This is a genomic window from Stenotrophomonas sp. 93052_Sma, from assembly GCF_056481145.1.
Map to the genome: position 1 here is coordinate 715,105 of NZ_CM151134.1, position 19,868 is coordinate 734,972.

General features: G+C 68.7%; 11 protein-coding genes and 2 pseudogenes. All 13 read left to right on the forward strand.

All coding sequences use genetic code 11. From position 1 onward, the window contains the following. The first annotated feature begins 101 nt into the window (after positions 1-101). The 13 genes and pseudogenes from ACZK2V_RS03295 to gspD all read left to right on the forward strand — a co-directional run bounded on the left by ACZK2V_RS03295 (position 102) and on the right by gspD (position 19,265). Positions 102-6,422 (forward strand): ESPR-type extended signal peptide-containing protein, encoded by a 6,321-nt coding sequence (locus ACZK2V_RS03295; RefSeq protein ID WP_486323302.1) that lies wholly within the window; start codon positions 102-104, stop codon positions 6,420-6,422. 157 nt (positions 6,423-6,579) lie between these two features. Continuing rightward, complete coding sequence (locus ACZK2V_RS03300) at positions 6,580-8,433, forward strand: S8 family peptidase (protein ID WP_049461663.1); 1,854 nt, start codon at positions 6,580-6,582, stop codon at positions 8,431-8,433. Positions 8,434-8,569: 136 nt separating this feature from the next. Then, a complete protein-coding gene (gene gspE / locus ACZK2V_RS03305; RefSeq protein ID WP_049424954.1) occupies positions 8,570-10,294 on the forward strand; it encodes a type II secretion system ATPase GspE in 1,725 nt (574 codons plus the stop codon). 24 nt (positions 10,295-10,318) lie between these two features. Further along, a complete protein-coding gene (gene xpsF, locus ACZK2V_RS03310; RefSeq protein ID WP_032130133.1) occupies positions 10,319-11,539 on the forward strand; it encodes a type II secretion system protein XpsF in 1,221 nt (406 codons plus the stop codon). Positions 11,540-11,588: 49 nt separating this feature from the next. Continuing rightward, positions 11,589-12,032: a type II secretion system major pseudopilin GspG gene (gene gspG / locus ACZK2V_RS03315; RefSeq protein ID WP_004142831.1), complete on the forward strand. Its 444-nt coding sequence runs from the start codon at positions 11,589-11,591 to the stop codon at positions 12,030-12,032. Positions 12,033-12,038: 6 nt separating this feature from the next. Then, positions 12,039-12,533, forward strand: a complete 495-nt coding sequence (gene xpsH / locus ACZK2V_RS03320) for a type II secretion system protein XpsH (protein WP_032130132.1) — start codon at positions 12,039-12,041, stop codon at positions 12,531-12,533. Then, the gene (gene xpsI, locus ACZK2V_RS03325) at positions 12,530-12,949 is read left to right on the forward strand and encodes a type II secretion system protein XpsI (protein ID WP_049461664.1); all 420 of its coding nucleotides are present in this window, start codon (positions 12,530-12,532) and stop codon (positions 12,947-12,949) included. The genes xpsH and xpsI overlap by 4 nt, the downstream gene beginning before the upstream one ends. Beyond that, positions 12,946-13,578, forward strand: a complete 633-nt coding sequence (locus ACZK2V_RS03330; RefSeq protein ID WP_071228220.1) for a type II secretion system protein J — start codon at positions 12,946-12,948, stop codon at positions 13,576-13,578. The genes xpsI and ACZK2V_RS03330 overlap by 4 nt, the downstream gene beginning before the upstream one ends. Next, positions 13,575-14,438, forward strand: coding sequence for a type II secretion system minor pseudopilin (locus tag ACZK2V_RS03335; RefSeq protein WP_049424963.1), 864 nt, complete (start codon positions 13,575-13,577; stop codon positions 14,436-14,438). The genes ACZK2V_RS03330 and ACZK2V_RS03335 overlap by 4 nt, the downstream gene beginning before the upstream one ends. Beyond that, positions 14,435-15,578 (forward strand): annotated as a pseudogene (locus ACZK2V_RS03340) (PilN domain-containing protein). The gene ACZK2V_RS03335 and the pseudogene ACZK2V_RS03340 overlap by 4 nt, the downstream one beginning before the upstream one ends. Further along, positions 15,553-16,272 carry a type II secretion system protein GspM gene (gspM, locus tag ACZK2V_RS03345; RefSeq protein WP_032130127.1) on the forward strand — a complete coding sequence of 240 codons (720 nt, stop codon included), beginning with the start codon at positions 15,553-15,555 and terminating at the stop codon, positions 16,270-16,272. Before ACZK2V_RS03340 ends, gspM begins: the two are co-directional and overlap by 26 nt. Continuing rightward, on the forward strand, positions 16,262-17,056 hold the full coding sequence (locus ACZK2V_RS03350) for a hypothetical protein (RefSeq protein ID WP_049461667.1): 795 nt from the start codon (positions 16,262-16,264) through the stop codon (positions 17,054-17,056). Before gspM ends, ACZK2V_RS03350 begins: the two co-directional genes overlap by 11 nt. 9 nt (positions 17,057-17,065) lie before the next feature. Next, positions 17,066-19,265 (forward strand): annotated as a pseudogene (gspD, locus tag ACZK2V_RS03355) (type II secretion system secretin GspD). The last annotated feature ends 603 nt before the right edge of the window (positions 19,266-19,868 follow it).

Genomic DNA, 19,868 nt, shown 5'->3' on the forward strand with positions numbered 1-19,868 from the left:
GCGACACCGCGGTTGGCGCAAGCGCGACCGCCGCCAGCGAGAACGGCGCGGCCACCGCACTGGGTGCGCTGTCCGAAGCGACTGCCGATGGCGCCACGGCTGTGGGCGGCGGTGCCGTGGCGATGGGCCCGGGCAGCACCGCATTGGGCCGCGGCGCTACCGCCGCCAACGAAGCGTCGATTGCGGTGGGTGCATTCAGCACCGCCGTTGGTGAATACAGCACCGCGCTGGGCTCGAATTCCGCTGCGGTTGCCACCGGCAGCGTGGCGCTCGGCGCGGGCTCGCTGGCCGACCGCGTCGATACCGTGTCCGTTGGTGCCGCCGAATACGGGCTGACCCGGCAGATCACCAGCGTGGCCGCAGGCACCGAAGACAACGATGCAGTCAATGTCGGTCAGCTGAAGGACGTCGCCGCCGTGGCCGATTCCACCGCCAAGCGCTTCCAGGCCAATGGCAGCAGCAACAGCGATGCCGGTGCACTGGCCGAGGGCGACGAGGCGCTGGCGGCCGGCGAGGCCGCCAATGCCATCGGCAACGGCACCACTGCAGTCGGTGCCGGCGCCACCGCCGTCGCGCAGAACGCCACTGCCGTTGGCAACAACGCGCTGGCCTCGGGCCAGAACAGTGCCGCGTTCGGCAACAACGCGCAGGCCAACGGTCCGGGCAGCGTTGCCGTGGGTGGCGCTGCGGTGGATGCCGACGGCAACCCGCTGATCACCAGCGGCGGCGTGCCGGTGGAAACCGGCGCAACCAGCGCAGGCGTCGGCGGCACTGCGGTCGGCGCCAGTGCCGAAGCCAGTGGTTTTGCGGCGTCGTCCTACGGCGTCGGCGCCTATGCGGCCGGTGCGCAGGCGTCGGCCTTCGGCGCCGTGGCCAATGCCATCGGCGATTATTCCACCGCGCTGGGTACGCAGAGCAACGCGACGGGCACCAGCAGCGTCGCCATCGGTGGTCCGGCTGACCTGATCCCCGGCCTGGGCTTCTTCGTGCAGACCCAGGCCAGTGGCGAAGCCGCCACCGCCGTCGGTGCCGGTGCCATCGCCAGTGGCGACCGTGCCGTGGCCAACGGCAGCCTCAGCGAAGCCTCCGGCGCCGAAGCGACCGCGGTCGGCTACTTCGCCTATGCACCGGGCGAGAACGCCAGTGCCCTCGGCGCGCAGACCTGGGCGAGCGGTGCGCAGAGCACGGCCGTGGGTTACTACGCCACCGCACGCGGCGCGAACAGTGTGGCACTCGGCGCGAATTCCGAAGCGGTGCGCGCCAACAGCGTGGCCGTCGGCAGCGCCGGCAACGAGCGGCAGATCACCAGTGTTGCTGCAGGCAGCGAAGCCACCGATGCGGTGAACAAAGCCCAGCTCGACGCCGTGGCCAGCACTGCCGACACCACCGCGCGTTTCTTCCAGGCACAGCCGGAGGCGGGCAGTGATGCTGGCGCACTGGCTGATGGCGAAGGCTCCATCGCTGTGGGTTCGTCGAGCAATGCGATCGGCGCAGGTGCCATTGCACATGGTGCTGCCGCGTCGGCCATCGGCGATGACAGCGTGGCCGTGGGCCGCAACAGCGCGGCCACCGGTAATGGCGGTGTCGCCATCGGTGGCCTCGGCCAGGCCTACGACGAGTTCAACCAGCCGATCATCGGTGCCGATGGCACGGCGCAGCAGGTGGGCACCACCGCTGTTGCCGATGCCACCGCAGTCGGCAGCGGCGCGCAGGCCACCGGGGCTGCCAGCAGCGCCTTCGGCAACGCGGCCAAGGCCAGTGGTGACAACAGCTTCGCCGCAGGCGGCAAGTCGCGCGCCACCGGCAGCTATGCGGTTGCGGTCGGCGACAGCGCATTCGCCAGCAGCGATGACAGCACTGCAGTAGGCGGTTACAGCTGGGCGACTGCCAGTGGCGCAGCAGCATTCGGTTCGGGTGCATGGGCCACTGCCACCAATGCCTCGGCGTTCGGCAACGCGGCCTGGGCCAGTGGCAGCGGCGCAACGTCCATCGGTTACAACAGCTGGGCCAACGGCGCCAGCTCCACAGCGGTCGGCCGTGGTGCCTTCGGCTATGGCGACAACAGCGTGGCGCTGGGCTTCCAGGCGCTGGGCAACAGCATCAACAGCATCGCCATCGGCACCAACACGGTAGCCGGTGGTGAAAGCGCGATCGCGCTGGGTGCGGGCAGCAATGCCAGCGCCAGCAATACGGTCGCGCTGGGTGCCGGTTCGGTCGCCAACCGAGCGCGCACGGTGTCGGTGGGCAGCGCCGGCAACGAACGCCAGGTCACCAACGTCGCCGCCGGCACCCAGGCCACCGATGCGGTGAACAAGGCGCAGCTGGATGCGGTGGCGACCACGGCCACCACCACCAGCCGCTTCTTCCAGGCCAGCGGCAACGGTGATGACGTAGCCGGTGCGCTGGTGGAAGGTGACAACGCACTGGCGGCCGGTGATGCCGCCAACGCCATCGGCAATGGCGCCACCGCACTGGGTAGCGGCGCCAACGCGCTGGCCAGCAACGCACAGGCGCTGGGCTTCAATGCGTTGGCGACCGCAGCCAACGCCAGCGCTGTTGGTGCCAACGCACAGGCCACGGGCGAGTACGCCACCGCGCATGGCGCGGAAAGCGAAGCCAGCGGCGAGCAGAGCGCGGCGTTCGGTGCGGCCAGCATCGCCAGCGGCGCCGGTAGCACTGCCAATGGCGTGCTGTCCGAAGCGTCCGGCGAAGAGGCCGTGGCCGTGGGCTACTTCAGCAATGCCAGTGGTGACGCGGCCACCGCTGTCGGTAGCGAGAGCGTAGCCAGTGGTACGGCGTCGGCGGCCTTCGGTATCGGTGCCGAAGCCAGCGGCGGTTACAGCACCGCCATCGGTGGCTACGCGCAGGCCTCGGCGTTCAATGCCACCGCGTTCGGCAACTTCGCCAACGCCTCCGGCTCCAACAGCGTGGCAGTGGGTGGCGACTCGGAAGCGTCCGGCGCCTACAGCACCGCCACCGGCCAGGGCAGCCTGGCCACCGGCACCAACAGTGTCGCCGTTGGCGGCTCGCTGTTCGGTCTGCTGGCCACCGAGGCATCGGGCAACTACTCCACTGCGGTGGGTGGTGGCGCCTGGTCGGGGGGCATCAACAGCACCGCACTGGGCAACGCCGCCGAATCGCGTGGTGCCAACAGCGTGGCGCTGGGTGCGGACTCGATTGCCGACCGTGACAACACCGTATCGGTGGGCGGCGGTGGCAATACCCGCCAGATCACCAATGTGGCCGACGGCATCCAGGGCAATGATGCGGTCAACAGGAATCAGCTCGATGCCGTAGCCGCGGCAGCGGAAAAGACCAGCCGGCAGTTCCAGGCCAGTGGCAATGCCGATGGCGAAACCGGGGCGCTGGTCGAGGGTGACAACGCGCTGGCGGCCGGTGACGCGGCCAATGCGATCGGCAACGGTGCCACCGCGCTTGGCAGTGGTGCCAATGCGCTGGCCGCCAACGCCACCGCCGTGGGCATCGATGCGCTGGCCACCGGTAGCAACGCGGCTGCCCTGGGCAGCACGGCACAGGCCACCGGCGAAGACAGCCTGGCGCTCGGTACCGGCGCCAGCGCCAGTGAACTGGGCGCCACAGCCACCGGTGCGCGTGCGCAGGCCAGTGGTGCGTACAGCACCGCCAGCGGCGCCGAAGCCAATGCCAGCGGCACCCAGGCATTGGCCAGCGGCTTCCGCAGCGCCGCGTCCGCCGATGGCACTACCGCTGTCGGCGGTTATGCCGAAGCCAGCGGTCGGCTCGGCACGGCACTGGGCTACGGTTCGGCGGCCAGTGGCGCCAACACCACGGCGGTCGGCTTCGGTGCCGCCGCCGCCGGTACCGGTGCAGTAGCGGTCGGTCAGTCCAGCGAAGCCAGTGGCGAAGAAAGCGTGGCGATCGGTGGCAGCACCTTCTTCGGCCTGATCCCGTCGCGTGCCAGTGGCACCGGTGCCGCGGCATTCGGTGCGGGCGCGTGGGCCACCGAAGACTACGCCACGGCGATCGGCTGGAATTCGTGGGCGGCGGGCAGCAGCGCCACCGCGCTGGGTGCCAACGCCACCGCCAATGGCAACAACAGCGTCGCGCTCGGCGCCGGATCCAAGGCCGACCGTGACAACACTGTGGCCGTCGGCAAGGCGGGCGGTGAGCGCCAGGTCACCCATGTCGCAGGCGGTACCGAAGCCACCGATGCGGTGAACAAAGGCCAGTTGGATGCAGTCGCCAGCGTCGCCGACAAGACCAGCCGGCAGTTCCAGGCCAGCGGCAATGCCGATGGCGAGGCCGGTGCCCTGGTGGACGGTGACAACGCACTGGCCGCCGGCAACGCGGCCAACGCCATCGGCAACGGCGCCACCGCGCTGGGCAGTGGTGCCAATGCCATGGCCGGCAATGCCACGGCCGTGGGCTTCGATGCGCTCGCCACCGGCAACAATGCGGCGGCGCTCGGCAACGCGGCGCAGGCTGCTGGTGTCGACAGCGTAGCCGTGGGCAGTGGCGCCAGCGCCAGCGAACTCGGCGCCAGTGCTACCGGCGCCGGCGCCCAGGCCAAGGGCGCTTACAGCACTGCCAGCGGCGCGCAGGCCACGGCCAGCGGCACCCAGTCGCAGGCCAGTGGTTTCCGCGCCAATGCTTCGGCCGACGGCGCTTCGGCGCTGGGCAGCTATGCCGAAGCCAGTGGTCGCCTTGGCACTGCAGTGGGTTACGGCAGCAAGGCCACCGGCGCCAATGCCACTGCGGTGGGTGTCAGTGCCAACGCGTCGGCGGCCGGCAGCATCGCACTGGGCGCAGGCTCGGTGGCCGACCGTGCCAACACCGTGTCGGTGGGCAGCAGCACCAGTGATCGTCAGATCACCCGCGTCGCCGCCGGTACCGAGCGCACCGATGCGGTCAATCGCGGCCAGCTTGATGCGGTCGCCGCAACCGCTGATGGCACGGCGCGTTACGTCAAGGCCACCGGCGCAGGTATCGCCAGCGCCAGCGGCAGTGATGCCGCCGCGATCGGTTCGGCGGCCAGCGCCAGCGGCGCACGCAGCAATGCACTGGGTGCCAATGCGATGGCGATCGGCAATGGTGCACTTGCGCTGGGTACCAGCGCCGGCGCATCCGGTGCCAACTCGGTGGCACTGGGCGCAGGTTCGCGTGCGCTCGATGCCAACGTGGTGTCGGTCGGCGGTGGCAACGGCACCGAGGGTCCGGCCACGCGCCGCATCGTCAATGTGGCCGATGGCCGCATCGCCGCCGGCAGCAGCGATGCCATCACCGGCTCCCAGCTCAACGTCACCAACCAGCGGGTGGGTGCGGTGGAAACGCGCGTGGGCGATTTCGATTCGCGCATCGCCACCGTGGAAACCACCGCGGCCAGCGCGGTCGGCTACGACGACGCCAGCCGTGACCGCCTGACCCTGTCCGGCTTCCAGGGCACCACCATCGACAACGTCGGTGCCGGCAGCATCGCTGCGGGCAGTCGCCAGGCGATCAACGGCGGCCAGCTGTTCCAGTCGCTCAGCGATGCCGCCAGCTTCCTCGGCGGTGGTGCCAGCGTCGGCATGCAGGGGGTGTTCGTGGCCCCGAACTACGTGATCCAGGGCGCCACCTACAGCAACGTCGGCGATGCGCTCGGCGCGCTGGACCGCAAGGTCAGCGAGATCGACCGCAGAACCGCCGGTGGCTCGCGTGCCGGGACTGCCAACCTGCGCGCGATGAGTGCCTCGCTGGATGAGAGCCCGCTGGCAAGCACCGCTGATGCACCTGCAACGGCCGACGCGGCACCGGCCAGCACCGCGCGTGTGCAGGGCACGCCGACCGCTGCTGCCGCCGGTGCCGGGATTCCGGTTGGCACTCCCGCGACGGGCTTCAATGCCGTCGCCATGGGCGAGGGCGCCGTCGCCAGTGGCGCTTCGTCCACGGCCATCGGCCAGGGCGCCAATGCCACTGCGGCAAATGCCGTGGCGCTGGGCCAGGGCTCGGTTGCCGATCGTGCCAACACGGTCTCGGTGGGCAGTGAAGGCAACGAGCGCCAGGTCACCAATGTGGCGGCGGGTACCACGGCCACCGATGCGGTCAACAAGGGCCAGCTCGACCGTGGCATGGCCACGGCCAACAGCTACACCGACAGCCGCGTCCAGGCCGTCGCCGACAGCTTCGATGTGTTCAAGGGCGAGATCGACGGACGCCTGCGCCACATGGATCGCCGCATCGACCGCCAGGGTGCGATGAGCGCGGCGATGCTCAACATGGCCACCAGTGCCGCCGGTATCCGCACCCAGAACCGGGTCGGCGTCGGCATTGGTTTCCAGGGCGGCGAGTCGGCGTTGTCGCTGGGCTACCAGCGTGCGATCAGCGATCGCGCCACGGTGACCTTCGGCGGTGCTTTCAGCAGCGACGACAGCTCGGTTGGCGTCGGTGCCGGCTTCGGCTGGTAAGCCACTCCATCGCGCCGGCGGCCACCCACGCCGGCGCAGCACCTGCAGTGAGGGCCTGGGGGGAGGTCACGGCAATCCCGGCTGGGCCGGCCGGGAGTCGTCAAGGAATGATGGCCGCAGTGTTGGTTCGATCCATGACCCAGAAGAGGAATTCGACGTGATCAAGAAGCAGAACCTTCGCATCAATGTGCTTGCCGCCGCCGTGCTGTCGATGACGGCCGTCGGTGCCGTCCACGCCGCCGGCCTGCCGACCCGCGAACCGGTGCGCCAGGCCAGCACCGCCCAGCCGGGCACCGAGCGCATCATCGTCAAGTACCGGGCCGGCGCTGCCGCCGCCACCGACCGCTCGGCGAAGCTGTCCACCGTGCAGTCGGCGCTGACCCGGGCCAGCCTGTCCGGCGGTACCTCACGTGCCAGTACCCTCGGCCCGCAGGTGGTACGCAAGCTCGCTACCGGTGCGGACCTGATCCGCGTGCAGGGCCGCCTGGCCCCGGCCGAACTGCAGCGTGTGCTGAAGGAACTGCAGGCCGACCCGTCGGTGCAGTACGCCGAAGCCGACGTGAAGCTGCGCCGCACCGAACTGCGTGCCGGCAACGTACAGCCGGCGCTGGTGCCGAACGATCCCTTCTACCAGCAGAACCAGTGGCATCTGCACAATGCGGTCGGCGGCATCAACGCACCGGCGGCATGGGATGTCTCGCAGGGTGAGGGCATCGTGGTGGCGGTGATCGATACCGGCATCCTGCCGCAGCATCCGGACCTGGTCGGCAACCTGCTGGAGGGTTACGACTTCATCAGCGATGCGGAGACCTCGCGGCGCCCGACCAACGATCGTGTGCCGGGTGCGCAGGACTACGGTGACTGGGTCGAGAACGACAACGAGTGCTATGACGGCTCGCTGGCCGAGGACAGTTCCTGGCACGGCACCCACGTCGCTGGCACCGTGGCCGAGCAGACCAACAACGGCGTCGGCATGGCCGGTGTCGCCTACAAGGCCAAGGTGCTGCCGGTACGTGTGCTGGGCAAGTGCGGCGGCTACCTGTCCGACATCGCCGACGCGGTGGTCTGGGCATCGGGTGGCACGGTGACCGGCATCCCGGCCAACACCAACCCGGCCGAGATCATCAACATGAGCCTGGGCGGCAGCGGTACCTGCGGCAGCACCTACCAGGACGCCATCAACGGCGCGATCTCGCGTGGCACCACGGTGGTGGTCGCGGCGGGCAATGAAGCCGACAACGCATCCAAGTACCGTCCGGCCAGCTGCGAAGGCGTGGTGACCGTGGGTGCCACGCGCATCACCGGCGGCATCACCTACTACTCCAACTACGGCACCCGCGTGGACCTGTCCGGTCCGGGTGGCGGCGGCAGTGTCGACGGCAACCCGGGTGGCTACATCTGGCAGACCGGCTCCAATGCGGCGACCACGCCGGAATCGGGCACGCCGGGCTACATGGGCATGGGCGGTACCTCGATGGCCTCGCCGCATGTGGCCGCCGTTGCTGCACTGGTGCAGAGCGCACTGATCGCCAAGGGCAAGGATCCGCTGACCCCGGCCGCGATGCGTACCCTGCTGAAGGAAACCGCACGTCCGTTCCCGGTCGCCATCCCGGCAGCCACGCCGATCGGTACCGGCATCCTCGATGCCAAGGCCGCGCTGGCCAAGGCACTGGAAGAACCGTGCACCGAGAACTGCGGGCCGGTGGCCACGCCGCTGACCAACAAGGCCGCCGTCGGTGGCCTGTCCGGTGCGGCCGGCAGCAGCAAGCTCTACAGCTTCGAAGCGGCTGCCGGCAAGCAGTTCAGCGTGATCACCTACGGTGGCACCGGCAACGTTTCGGTCTACGTGGCTGAAGGCCGTGAGCCCAGTGCCAGCGACAACGACGCCAAGTCGACCCGTCCGGGCACCTCCGAGACGGTGCGGGTGACCAAGCCGGTGGCGGCCACCTACTACATCAAGGTGGTGGGTGAAGCGGCCTACAACGGGGTGAGCATTCTCGCCACGCAGTAAGCTTGAACTGTCGTAGTTGAATGGCCGAAGCCCGTCATCCCATGTGACGGGCTTCGTCTTTTTACGAAAGGTGGCGCAGGGGCGGCGGAAATCATGGCTTAACTGTTAAAGTCGAGCCGATTGACAGGAGAGTCATGTGAACGCGCTTGCTGCTACCGCCGCTGCCGACGACGCTGAAGGCCGCATCCTGGATGCGCTGCTGGCGCGCGGCCGGCTGAAGGAAGGCGATCTGGCACGTGCGCGGCCGCTGCACGCAGAGGCCGGCGGCAGCCTGCTGGGCCTGCTGGTGCGGCTGGGGCTGGTCTCCGAGCGTGACCAGGCCCAGGCCAGCGCCGAAGTGCTGGGGCTGCCGCTGCTGGAAGGCAAACAGCTGCCGGAAGCACCGCCACAAGGGCTGGCGGAAGGCTTGCCGTTGTCGCTGCGCTTCCTCAAGCAGTTCCATGTCTGCCCGCTGGCGCTGGATGAACAGGGGGTCCGGCTGTGGCTGGCCGATGCCCATGATCCTTATCCGCAGCAGGCCGTGCAGCTGGCACTGGGTGTACCGGTGACACCGGTGCTGGGCATGCGCGCAGAAATTGATGACCTGGTCGAACGCTGGTTCGGCCAGGGCCGCAGCGCGATGGGCGCGATCGTCGAAACCGCCGATGGCGAGGGCGGTGCGGTCGATGACATCGAGCATCTGCGTGACCTCGCCTCGGAAGCGCCGGTGATCCGCCTGGTCAACCTGGTGATCCAGCGTGCAGTGGAGCTGCGCGCTTCGGACATCCATGTCGAACCGTTCGAAAGCCGGTTGAAGGTGCGTTACCGCGTCGATGGCGTGCTGGTGGAAGGCGAAAGCCCGCCGGCCAACCTCACTGCTGCGGTGATCAGCCGCATCAAGATCATGGCCCGGCTCAACATCGCCGAGCGCCGCCTGCCGCAGGACGGCCGCATCATGCTGCGCGTGCAGGGCAAGGAGCTGGACCTGCGCGTGAGCACGGTGCCGACCGCGCACGGCGAAAGCGTGGTGATGCGATTGCTGGACCGCGAAACGGTGGTGTTCGATTTCCATCGTCTCGGTTTCACTGACGCCTTCCTGCCGCAGTTCCGCAAGGTGCTGGAACAGCCGCACGGCATCCTGCTGGTGACCGGCCCGACCGGTTCAGGCAAGACCACCACGCTGTACACCGCGCTGAGCCAGCTGAACACTGCCGACGTCAAGATCATCACGGTCGAAGACCCGGTGGAATACCAGATCGAAGGCATCAACCAGATCCAGGCCAAGCCGCAGATCGGCCTGGACTTCGCCAACGCCCTGCGCAGCATCGTGCGCCAGGACCCGGACATCATCATGATCGGCGAAATGCGCGACCTGGAAACCGCGCGCATCGCGATCCAGTCGGCGCTGACCGGCCACCTGGTGCTGTCCACCCTGCATACCAACAACGCAGCCGGCGGCATCACCCGCCTGCTCGACATGGGCGTGGAAGACTACCTGCTTACCTCCACCATCAACGGCATCCTGGCCCAGCGCCTGGTGCGTCGGCTGGAGCCGACCCATGCCGAGCGCTATGAAGCCTCGCCGGAGGAGATCGAACGCTTCGAGCTGCGCCGCCTGCAGCCGGAAGGACCGATCCACCTGTACCGCCCGAAGCCCTCCGCGCTGGCGCCGACCGGTTACCTCGGCCGGACCACCATCATGGAATTCCTGGTGATGAACGACGCGCTGCGGCGCGCGGTGATGCGCCGCGACGGCATGGGCGAGATCGAACGCATTGCCCGCGAAGCCGGTATGCGCACGATGTACGAAGATGGTCTGTCCAAGGCCCTCAGTGGTCAGACGACCATCGAGGAAGTGCTGCGTGTCACCGAGGAAAGCTGATGCGCGCAGGACGCCGGGGCTGACATGCCGACCTACCGTTACAAGGCACTGAATCCGCACGGCGAGATCTTCGACGGGCAGATGGAAGCGGCAAGCGAGGCCGAGCTGGTCGCGCGCCTGCAGGACCAGGGCCATCTGCCGATGGAGACCCAGCTGGCCGATGGCGGTGCGATCGGTGGCAGTACCTGGCGCAACCTGTTCCGCCAACGGCCGCTGCAGGGTGCGGCATTGCTGCAGTTCACCCAGCAGCTGGCGACACTGCTCGGTGCAGGCCAGCCGCTGGATCGCGCGCTGTCGATCCTGCTCGGGTTGCCCGAAGACGAACGCTCGCGCCGCGCGATCACCGACATCCGCGATGTGGTGCGCGGTGGCGCGCCGCTGTCGACCGCACTGGAGCGCCAGCATGGGTTGTTCTCGCGCCTGTACGTGAACATGGTGCGGGCCGGTGAAGCCGGCGGCAGCCTGCACGAAACCCTGCAGCGCCTGGCCGACTACCTCGAACGCAGCCGCGCGTTGCAGGGCAAGGTGATCAACGCGCTGGTGTACCCGGCCATCCTGCTGGTGGTGGTGGGTGGCGCGCTGCTGTTCCTGCTCGGCTACGTGGTGCCGCAGTTCGCGCAGATGTACGAAAGCCTGGATGTGGCGCTGCCGTGGTTCACCAACGCGGTGCTGCAGCTGGGCCTGTTCGTGCGCGACTGGTGGGTGTTGCTGCTGGTGGTGCCAGGGATACTTGCGCTGTTCTTCGAACGCAAGGCGCGGCAACCGGCCTTCCGGCTGGCGCTGGATGGCTGGCTGCTGCAGCGTCGCGGCATCGGCCGCCTGCTCGGCGAACTGGAAACCGCGCGGCTGGCCCGCACGCTGGGCACCCTGCTGCGCAATGGCGTGCCGTTGCTGGGTGCCTTGGGCATCGCCCGCAACGTGCTGGGCAACCGCGCGCTGGCCGCCGATGTGGAAGCCGCCGCGGATGAAGTGAAGAACGGTACCGGCCTGTCGCTGGCGCTGTCGCGCGGCAAGCGTTTCCCGCGCCTGGCGCTGCAGATGATCCAGGTCGGCGAGGAATCCGGTGCACTCGATACCATGCTGCTGAAAGCCGCCGATACCTTCGAACAGGACAGCGCCCGGCGCATCGACCGCCTGCTGGCGGCGATGGTGCCGGCGATCACCCTGGTGCTGGCCTCGGTGGTCGGTGCGGTGATCGTTGCCGTGCTGGTACCGCTGTACGACCTGACCAATGCCATCGGTTGACGATGGATCCCTACGCAACCCCGACACTCCGCAACTGAAAGGACCGACCATGATTGCTTCCCGTCGACCGATCCGCCTTTCCTTCACCGCCGCGCGCAACCAGTCGGGCATGAGCCTGCTGGAAATCATCATCGTCATCGTGCTGATCGGTGCGGTGCTGACCCTGGTCGCCAGCCGCGTGCTGGGCGGCGCCGATCGCGGCAAGGCCAACATCGCCAAGGCGCAGGTGCAGACCGTTGCGTCCAAGGTCGACAATTACCAGATCGATACCGGCAAGCTGCCCGGCTCGCTCAACGATCTGGTGACCGCACCGGCGGGTGTCGGTGGCTGGCTGGGGCCGTATGCCAAGCCGGCTGACCTGAACGACCCGTGGGGCCACGCGCTGGAGTACCGTGCGCCGGGCGAAGGCCAGCCGTACGAGCTGATCAGCCTCGGCAAGGATGGCAAGGCCGGCGGCAGCAGCGTCGATGCCGACATCCGCTACCAGCCGTAATCCTGCATGACGTATTTCCTGCCGCGCCGGCTGCCTCGCCCGCGCCTGCACGGCAGGCGCGCAGCAGGCCTGTCGCTGCTGGAAATGCTGCTGGTGATCGCGCTGATCGCAGCGATCGGCCTGATTACCGCCGCCGGCCTGTCGCGCGGCTTCGCCGGCATGCAGCTGCGCAGCGCCGGCAAGGACATCGCCAACCAGCTGCGGGTAGTACGCGCGCAGGCGATCGCCCGCGGCGAGCCGCAGCGCTTTGTCATCGAACCGGCAAAGCGGCGCTGGGAAGGCGCCAACCAGCGCCATGGTGACGTGCCGGCACAGCTGCAGGTGCAGTTCGAAGGCGCCGCGCAGCTGGCCACCGCGCCAGGGCAGGGCGTGATCGAGTTCCATCCCGATGGTGGCTCCAGCGGTGGCCGCATCCGGCTGCAGCGTGACGATGCCGAATGGCGCATCGACGTGGGCTGGCTGACCGGTGAGGTCCGCTCCGGCCCCTGGCGGGCACAATGAAGCGGCACATTCGCGGCTTTACCTTGCTGGAAGTGATCATCGCCTTTGCCCTGCTCGGGCTGGCGCTGACCCTGCTGCTGGGCAGTCTGTCCGGTGGTGCCAGGCAGGTGCGCGAGGCCGAGCTGCGCACGCGCGCGATACTGCATGCGCAGTCGCTGCTGGCCGAAACCGGTGTCGCCACGCCACTGCAGGTGGGTAGCCAGCAGGGCGACTGGGAACAGGGACGCTACCACTGGGAGCTGCAGGTGCAGCCGTGGGTGGAGCCACGTGCCGGCAACGCCGTGCAGTCACAGTCGGCCGGTGCCCCCTGGCTGGCCGAACTGCAGCTGCAGGTGCGTTGGGGCGACAGCGAACGCGAGCAGCTGCGCTGGCGCAGCCTGCGCCTGCTGCCGCCGGACCTGGAGAGCGCGCGATGAAGCGCCGCGCCGCGGGTTTCACGCTGGTTGAAGTGATGCTGGCCACGGTGCTGCTGGCCGGTGGCCTGGCGCTGGCGTTCGCCAGCGTCCGCTCGGCAATGGCGGTCAGTCAGCGTGGCGAGCAGATCGCGGCCGAGAGTGAGCGCATGCGCGCGGTGCAGGCGCTGTTGCGGCGGCAGCTGGCCGGTGCGCTGCGCGCGCCGCTGGAAGTACCCGATCCCACCCGCGAACCGATCTTCTTCCAGGGCGAAGAGCAGCGCATGTTGTTCGCCGCCGATCTGCCGGGCTACCTCGGCCGCGGCGGACCCTACCTGCACGCGCTGCAGGTGGACGGCCGCGATGGCCAGCAGCGCTTGCTGCTGGACCTGGTGCTGCTGCAGGAAGGCGAGCGCATCGCCGAGAACCCGCCGCGCCCGCCGGAAGTGCTGGTGGAAAACCTGAAGTCGGTACAACTTCGCTATCGCGGCATCGATGCCAGTACCGGCCAGGTGAGCGACTGGATGCCGCGCTGGGACGATACCCGCCGCCTGCCGATGCTGGTGGAGATCAAGATCGTCCCGGCCAGGGGCGCGCCCTGGCCGACGCTGGTGGTGGCGCCGCGCAACGGTGGCAGCGGAGGCGCGCGATGAACCGGCAACACGGTGCGGCACTGGTACTGGTGCTGTGGTTGATCGCATTGATGACCGCGCTGGTCGGTGCGTTCGCGCTGAGCGCACGGGTCGAGCATCTGCAGCAGCGGGTGCTGGATGACGATGCACGCGGCCAGGAACGGGCGCGCGCCGGCCTGGAGTACGCGCTGCTGCGCCTGTCCGCCGATCCGCTGCGGGCGCCCTGGCGCGCTGATGGCCGAACCTACCGCTGGCAGTTCGATGACGCCAGCATCGAGATCAAGGTGCTGGACGAGAACGGCAAGATCAACCTGAACCTGGTCGACGTGACCTTGCTGACCGCGTTCCTCAAGGCGCTCGGCGAAGACGAAGGGGCAGCCCGGCAGCTGGCCGGTGCCATTGTCGACTGGCGTGATGAAGACAGCCTGCTGCAGCCGGGCGGCGGTGCCGAAGCCCCGGACTATGCGGCGGCGGGGTTGCCGTATGGCCCACGCAACAAGCGTTTCGAGACGCTCGGTGAACTGCAGCGGGTACTGGGCATGCGCGGCCCGCTGTACAAGGCCATGCTGCCGCACCTGACCCTGTACAGCCGCCAGGCACGCCCGGATCCCCAGTTCGCCAGCGCGCCGGTGCTGACCGCACTGGGCCTGGATGCGGATACCGTGCTGGCGCAGCGCGCACAGCAGGAGCGTGACGCAGATACCGCTGGCGGTGCGACAACGCTTGCCAGCAGCAGCGGCACCTATAGTATCGAGTCTCGTGCAACCGACGGCAGTGGACGCCGGTCGGTGTTGCAGGCAGTGGTACGCAATGGCTCGGGCGGGGTTCCCGGGCGGTCCTACACAGTGCTTCGCTGGGAGCAGGGAATGACAGCAAGATGACGGCATGGCAGGACAGTGTGCGGCAGGTGCAGGGCCGGATCGGCCCTGGCGCCGGCCGTTTCCTGCGCTGGTGGCGGCAATCGCTGCTGGCCTGGGTGCCGGCACGTTGGCAGTGGGCACTGGGCTGGGCACAGGCGCGCCTGCTGCTGCAGCGCCAGGGTGAGCAGCTGCAGGTCTGGCGAGAGGCCGGAGAACGCCGCGAAGCAGTTGCCAGCGTGCCATGGCCGCTGTCGCCGGCCGAACTGGACCGCGTGCTGGAACCGCGACTGCGCAGCCTGCCGCGGGTGTGGCTGCTGCCGGCCAGCGAGGTACTGCGTCGTCATCTGCGCCTACCTGCGGCTGCGGCCGACCGGCTGCGCGCCGTGGTCGGTTTCGAGATCGACCGCCAGACGCCGTTCGAATCCAGCCAGGTCAGCTATGACGTGCGTGAACTCGGGGGCGCCGCCGAGGGCCAGCTGCAGGTCGAACTGATCGCCTGGCCACTGCGCCAGCTTGAGGCGTGGCGGGCCAGCGTAGGCGAATGGGCCGATGCACTGGCCGGTGTCGATGCCATCGACACCGAGGGTGAATCCCTGCAGGTGAATCTGCTGCCACCGGGGCAGCGCCAGCTGCGGGCAGACCCGACGCGGCGCTGGAATGTGCTGCTGGCCGTGGCCGCGCTGGTGATGCTGGTGCTGGCGGCCCTGCAGCTGCTCGACAACCGCCGCGCCGCCGCCGACGAACTGCGTGCGCAGGTCGAGCGCAGTGCACGCAGTGCGCGTGGTGTCGCCAGCGAACGCGCAGCTGCAGGCGCTGATCGATGGTGCCGCATTCCTGGAAAAGCAGCGCAGCCAGCGCGCCGGAACGGTGGAAATCTGGAATGAACTGACCCGGCGCCTGCCGGAGGGCACTTACCTGGAAAAGCTGGCCATCGAGAACAACAACCTGCAGCTGATCGGCCTGAGCCGCGAGGCCTCGCAGCTGGTGCAGCTGCTGCAGGACGCACCGCAGTGGCGCAAGGTCAACCTGACCGGCGTACTGCAGGCCGATGGCGCAGCCAGTGGCCGTGACCGCTTCACCATGACCGCCGAACTGCAGCCGTTGCCGGCTGCGGCCCCGACACGGGAGGCGGCCGATGCCGATGCCAAGCGCACGCCGTGACCGCTGGCTGGCACTGGCGCTGCTGCTGGCAGTGCTGGGTCTGGCGTACCTGCTGCTGGTGCACCCCTGGTTCACCCAGCCACTGCGCGAAATCGACGCCGACGTGGCTGCCCTGCGCGAGCGCGAGCAGCGCGTGCAGGCGCAGCTGCAGCAGCAGCCGCAGATCGAACAGCGCCTGCGCGCCACCCGCGAGGCACTGCAGCAGCGGCCGGGCTTCCTGCGCGAAGCCACCGCCGAAGCTGCGGCCGCTGCGCTGGGCGCGAAGCTGCAGGATGCGGTGGCGATGGCCAGCCCGGGCAACCGCAGCTGCACCATCAGCAACCGCACGCCACTGACCGACAACCGCCGTGACGCCGAATTCGTGCGCGTGGCCATGCAGGTGCGCCTGCGTTGCGGTGTGGCCGAACTGGCCACGGTGCTGCACAGCCTGGAAACCGGCAGCCCGCGCCTGTTCGTCGACAACCTCAACCTGATCGCGCAGCGCTTCCAGCAGTCGCCCAACGAGTCCGGGCTCGGCCTGGACGTGTCGTTCGAACTGGCCGGTTACCTGCTGCCCGGTGCTGCGGCCGATGGCGCTGCGCCGGCACCTGCAGCCGAACCGGGCGCGGCGCCGCAACCGCCTTCGGCCACACCTGCACCGGCCGCCGCACCGGCTGCGCCGGAAGAAGGGCAGGAGGTGGCCGATGAAGCTTGAGCAGATCAGCCTTCGCACCGGCTTCCTGCTGGCACTGGCCGGCTGGGCGGCAGCGGTCTGGCTGGCCACCGGCTTCGGTCTGGGCAGCCAGCTGCCAGGTGCGGACGGTGATGCCGATGCGGTGCCTTCGTTGCCGGTGCTGCCGCCGTTGGTTGCAGAACGCATGGCCAGTGCCGACAGCTACAGCGCGATCGGCGAGCGACCGCTGTTCGCCGAGGACCGCAGGCCGAAGCCCTACCTGCTCGGCGGCAGCGAGCCCGCCGCCAGCGCCGCGCTGCGCCTGACCGGCGTGCTGCTGACCGGCGACTTCGGCATGGCCACCTTCACCACCGAACAGAACCGCTCGCTGCGCCTGCGCCTCAACGGTGAAGCCGTCGACGGCTGGCAGCTGGTCGCACTGCAGCCGCGCCAGGCCACCGTGATCGGCCCCGGTGGCAACCAGGTGCTGGAACTGGCGGTATTCAACGGGCAGGGGGGGGAACCGCCGACCGTGCTGCGCGGCGCCAACGGTGCGCCACCGGCCGGTGCGATCGTTGTGCCGCCCCCGGCAGGCGCTCCGCCGGCACCGCCGCCGGCTGCGGCAACCGCATCGCCGTCGCCTGCTGGCAGTGCGCCGGCATCCTCGGCTGCGGCGGCCGCCACACCGCCTGCCAACAACAACGGCCCCAGCGAAGCGCAGATGCAGGCCATTCGCGAACGCATCCAGGCCCGTCGCCGCCAGCTGCAGCAACAACAACAGCAGCAACAACCGTCGCCGCCCCCGGGCGATGGCACCAACCGATAGAGTGAATGCATGAGCCTGCGTTTCCTTCCCTGGTCCTTTGCCCTCGCGCTGCTGGTCGGCTGCAGCACCGTGTCCGCACCGCATGTGCAGCGCAAGGGCAATCTGTCGCCCACTGCCGAGGCCGGCCAGGCGGCCGAAGTCGCCGCTGATGCTGCCCGTGACGCCCAGGGCGCTCCGCAGGCGGTGATCCGCCGTGGCACCGGCACCATGATCAACCGCGAAGCAGCACGCGCACCGGCTCCGGCACTGCATGGCGCCAGCACCGGTGAAGCAACCTTCAATTTCGAAGGCGAATCGGTGCATGCGGTGGTCAAGGCCATCCTCGGTGACATGCTGGGCCAGAACTACGTGATCGCACCGGGGGTGCAGGGCACAGTCACCCTGGCCACGCCCAAGCCGGTGTCGCCGGCGCAGGCGTTGAACCTGCTGGAGATGGTGCTGGGCTGGAACAATGCCCGCATGGTCTACAGCGGCGGCCGCTACAACATCGTCGCCGCCGATCAGGCATTGGCCGGCACCGTCGCACCGAGTACGGCGCCGGCGGCCAGCGCACGCGGTTTCGAGGTGCGGGTGATCCCGCTGCAGTTCATCTCCGCAACTGAAATGAAGAAGGTGCTGGAGCCGTACGCGCGCCCCAACGCCATCGTCAACGTCGACAGCGGCCGCAACGTGATCACCCTGGGCGGTACCCGCGCCGAGCTGGAAAACTACATGCGCACTGTCGAGATCTTCGACGTCGACTGGCTGTCGGGCATGTCGGTGGGCGTGTTCCCGATCCAGTCGGGGAAGGCCGAGCAGGTGGCCGCCGATCTGGAGAAGGTGTTCGGCGAGGAGAGCAAGACGCCCAGCGCCGGCATGTTCCGCTTCCTGCCGCTGGAAAACGCCAACGCGGTGCTGGTGATCACCCCGCAGGTGCGTTACCTGGACCAGATCCAGCAGTGGCTGGACCGCATCGATACCGCCGGTGGCAGCGCCCGCCTGTTCTCCTATGAGCTGCGCTACATCAAGGCGCGGGATCTGGCCGAACGCCTCAGTGAAGCCTTCGCCAGCAGCGGCAATCGCGGCGGCTCCAGCCCGGCCTCGCTGGCACCGGGTGCAATGCCGTCGCAGCTGGGCAGCGACGGTGAGCGTGGCATGGACAGCAACAACAGCAGCAATTTCGGTTCGACGCCGGGCAGTGGCTCCAGTGGCACCGGCAACGGCAGCATGAACCTGCCGCAGCGCCAGTCCGGCAACGTCAGCGTCAGCCTGGAAGTGGAAGGCGATCGCGTGGGCGTGTCGGCGGTGGAGGAAACCAACACCCTGCTGGTGCGCTCGACCCCGCAGGCCTGGCGCTCGATCCGCGAAGTGATCGAGAAGCTGGACGTGATGCCGCTGCAGGTGCATATCGAAGCGCAGGTGGCCGAGGTCGCACTGGAGGGTGACCTGAAGTACGGCGTGAACTGGTTCTTCGACAACGCGGTGGCCGGGCGCGCTGACCGGCGCATTGGCCGGCGTGACCCTGCCGGCCGCCGCCGGCGGCTCCTGGAGCAGCTTTGCCGGTGCCGCGACCGGTGGCGAAGGCCTTGGCTGGGCGTTCACCGGCCACAATGGCGCGGCGGTGGTCAGCGCGCTGGACAAGGTCACCGATGTGCGCCTGCTGCAGACCCCCTCGGTGTTCGTGCGCAACAACGCCGAGGCCACGCTCAACGTGGGTGACAAGGTGCCGATCAACACCACCACGGTGAACACCGGTATCGGCGCCGGCACCTACAGTTCGGTGCAGTACATCGACACCGGCGTGATCCTGAAGGTGCGGCCGCGCGTGACCCGTGATGGCACCGTGTTCCTCGACATCGTGCAGGAAGTGAGCAGTGCCTCCAACGTGCCGGACAATTGCAATCCGACGGAGCGCAACTGCAACCCGCGTATTTCCACCAAGAAGCTGTCGACCGAAGCGGCGGTGCAGAGCGGGGACACCATCATGCTGGCCGGCCTGATCACCGACACGGGCACCGATGGCAGCAGCGGCATCCCCGGCCTGAGCCGGATTCCGGTGGTGGGCGCACTGTTCGGGCAGAAGAGCCGCACCAGCCGCCGTTCGGAGGTGATCGTGCTGCTGACGCCGAGCATCGTGCGCAACGGGCAGGAGGCACGCACCCTGACCGACGAGTACAGCCAGCGCTTCCGCGCGATGGAACCGCTGAACCAGCCGCGCGCAAAGAAGTAAGGGGTTACGGCCGGGCTGCGCCCGGCACCCGCAGAGGCCAGAGCTGGAGCAACAGCAACAGCAACAGCAACAGCAACAGCAACAGCGGGTTTCTGGGGGATGGCGGGGCGGTGTGGGTTGTCAGGACACGCCGTAAACCCTTCCATGGGGGCTCGATGGCGCCATCCATGGCGCCAACGGTCCTGCCAACCCACACCGCCCCGCCTCTGACAGATTCCCGCGGCTGTTGGTAGGTGTCGACCTTGGTCGACACGCTGGATCCACGCCATGCGTGGATGCTTTTCGATTCCAATTCGAAATATTCGATTCCGATGGAGATTCATCCACGCATGGCGTGGATCTACTGCAGATCGCAGAGATCTGTCGAAGGCGGGGTGGGTCCGGTTGTGGGGGCGTGAGCCGCATGGGCCCGAGGCATGCCTCGGGCGGGTTGAGCAGGACGCCCAACCCCGGTCTTGCCGTGTGCGCAGGACTGCGCACACGAGCAAGCGGCGACCGAGCTTACATGGGTGAGGGCGCTTTGCTTGCGAAGCATTGCTTCGCAAGCGCCCGAACGCACAGCCGCCAGCGGCTGGGCCGGGCCCCGGAGGGGGACTTGCAGCG

Bases quoted from the DNA above. Each gene is read 5' to 3' on its own strand.
- xpsF (WP_032130133.1), top strand. From the start codon at position 10,319: ATGCCGACCTACCGTTACAAGGCACTGAATCCGCACGGCGAGATCTTC.
- gspG (WP_004142831.1), top strand. From the start codon at position 11,589: ATGATTGCTTCCCGTCGACCGATCCGCCTTTCCTTCACCGCCGCGCGC.
- xpsH (WP_032130132.1), top strand. From the start codon at position 12,039: ATGACGTATTTCCTGCCGCGCCGGCTGCCTCGCCCGCGCCTGCACGGC.
- xpsI (WP_049461664.1), top strand. From the start codon at position 12,530: ATGAAGCGGCACATTCGCGGCTTTACCTTGCTGGAAGTGATCATCGCC.
- ACZK2V_RS03330 (WP_071228220.1), top strand. From the start codon at position 12,946: ATGAAGCGCCGCGCCGCGGGTTTCACGCTGGTTGAAGTGATGCTGGCC.
- ACZK2V_RS03335 (WP_049424963.1), top strand. From the start codon at position 13,575: ATGAACCGGCAACACGGTGCGGCACTGGTACTGGTGCTGTGGTTGATC.
- gspM (WP_032130127.1), top strand. From the start codon at position 15,553: ATGCCGATGCCAAGCGCACGCCGTGACCGCTGGCTGGCACTGGCGCTG.
- ACZK2V_RS03350 (WP_049461667.1), top strand. From the start codon at position 16,262: ATGAAGCTTGAGCAGATCAGCCTTCGCACCGGCTTCCTGCTGGCACTG.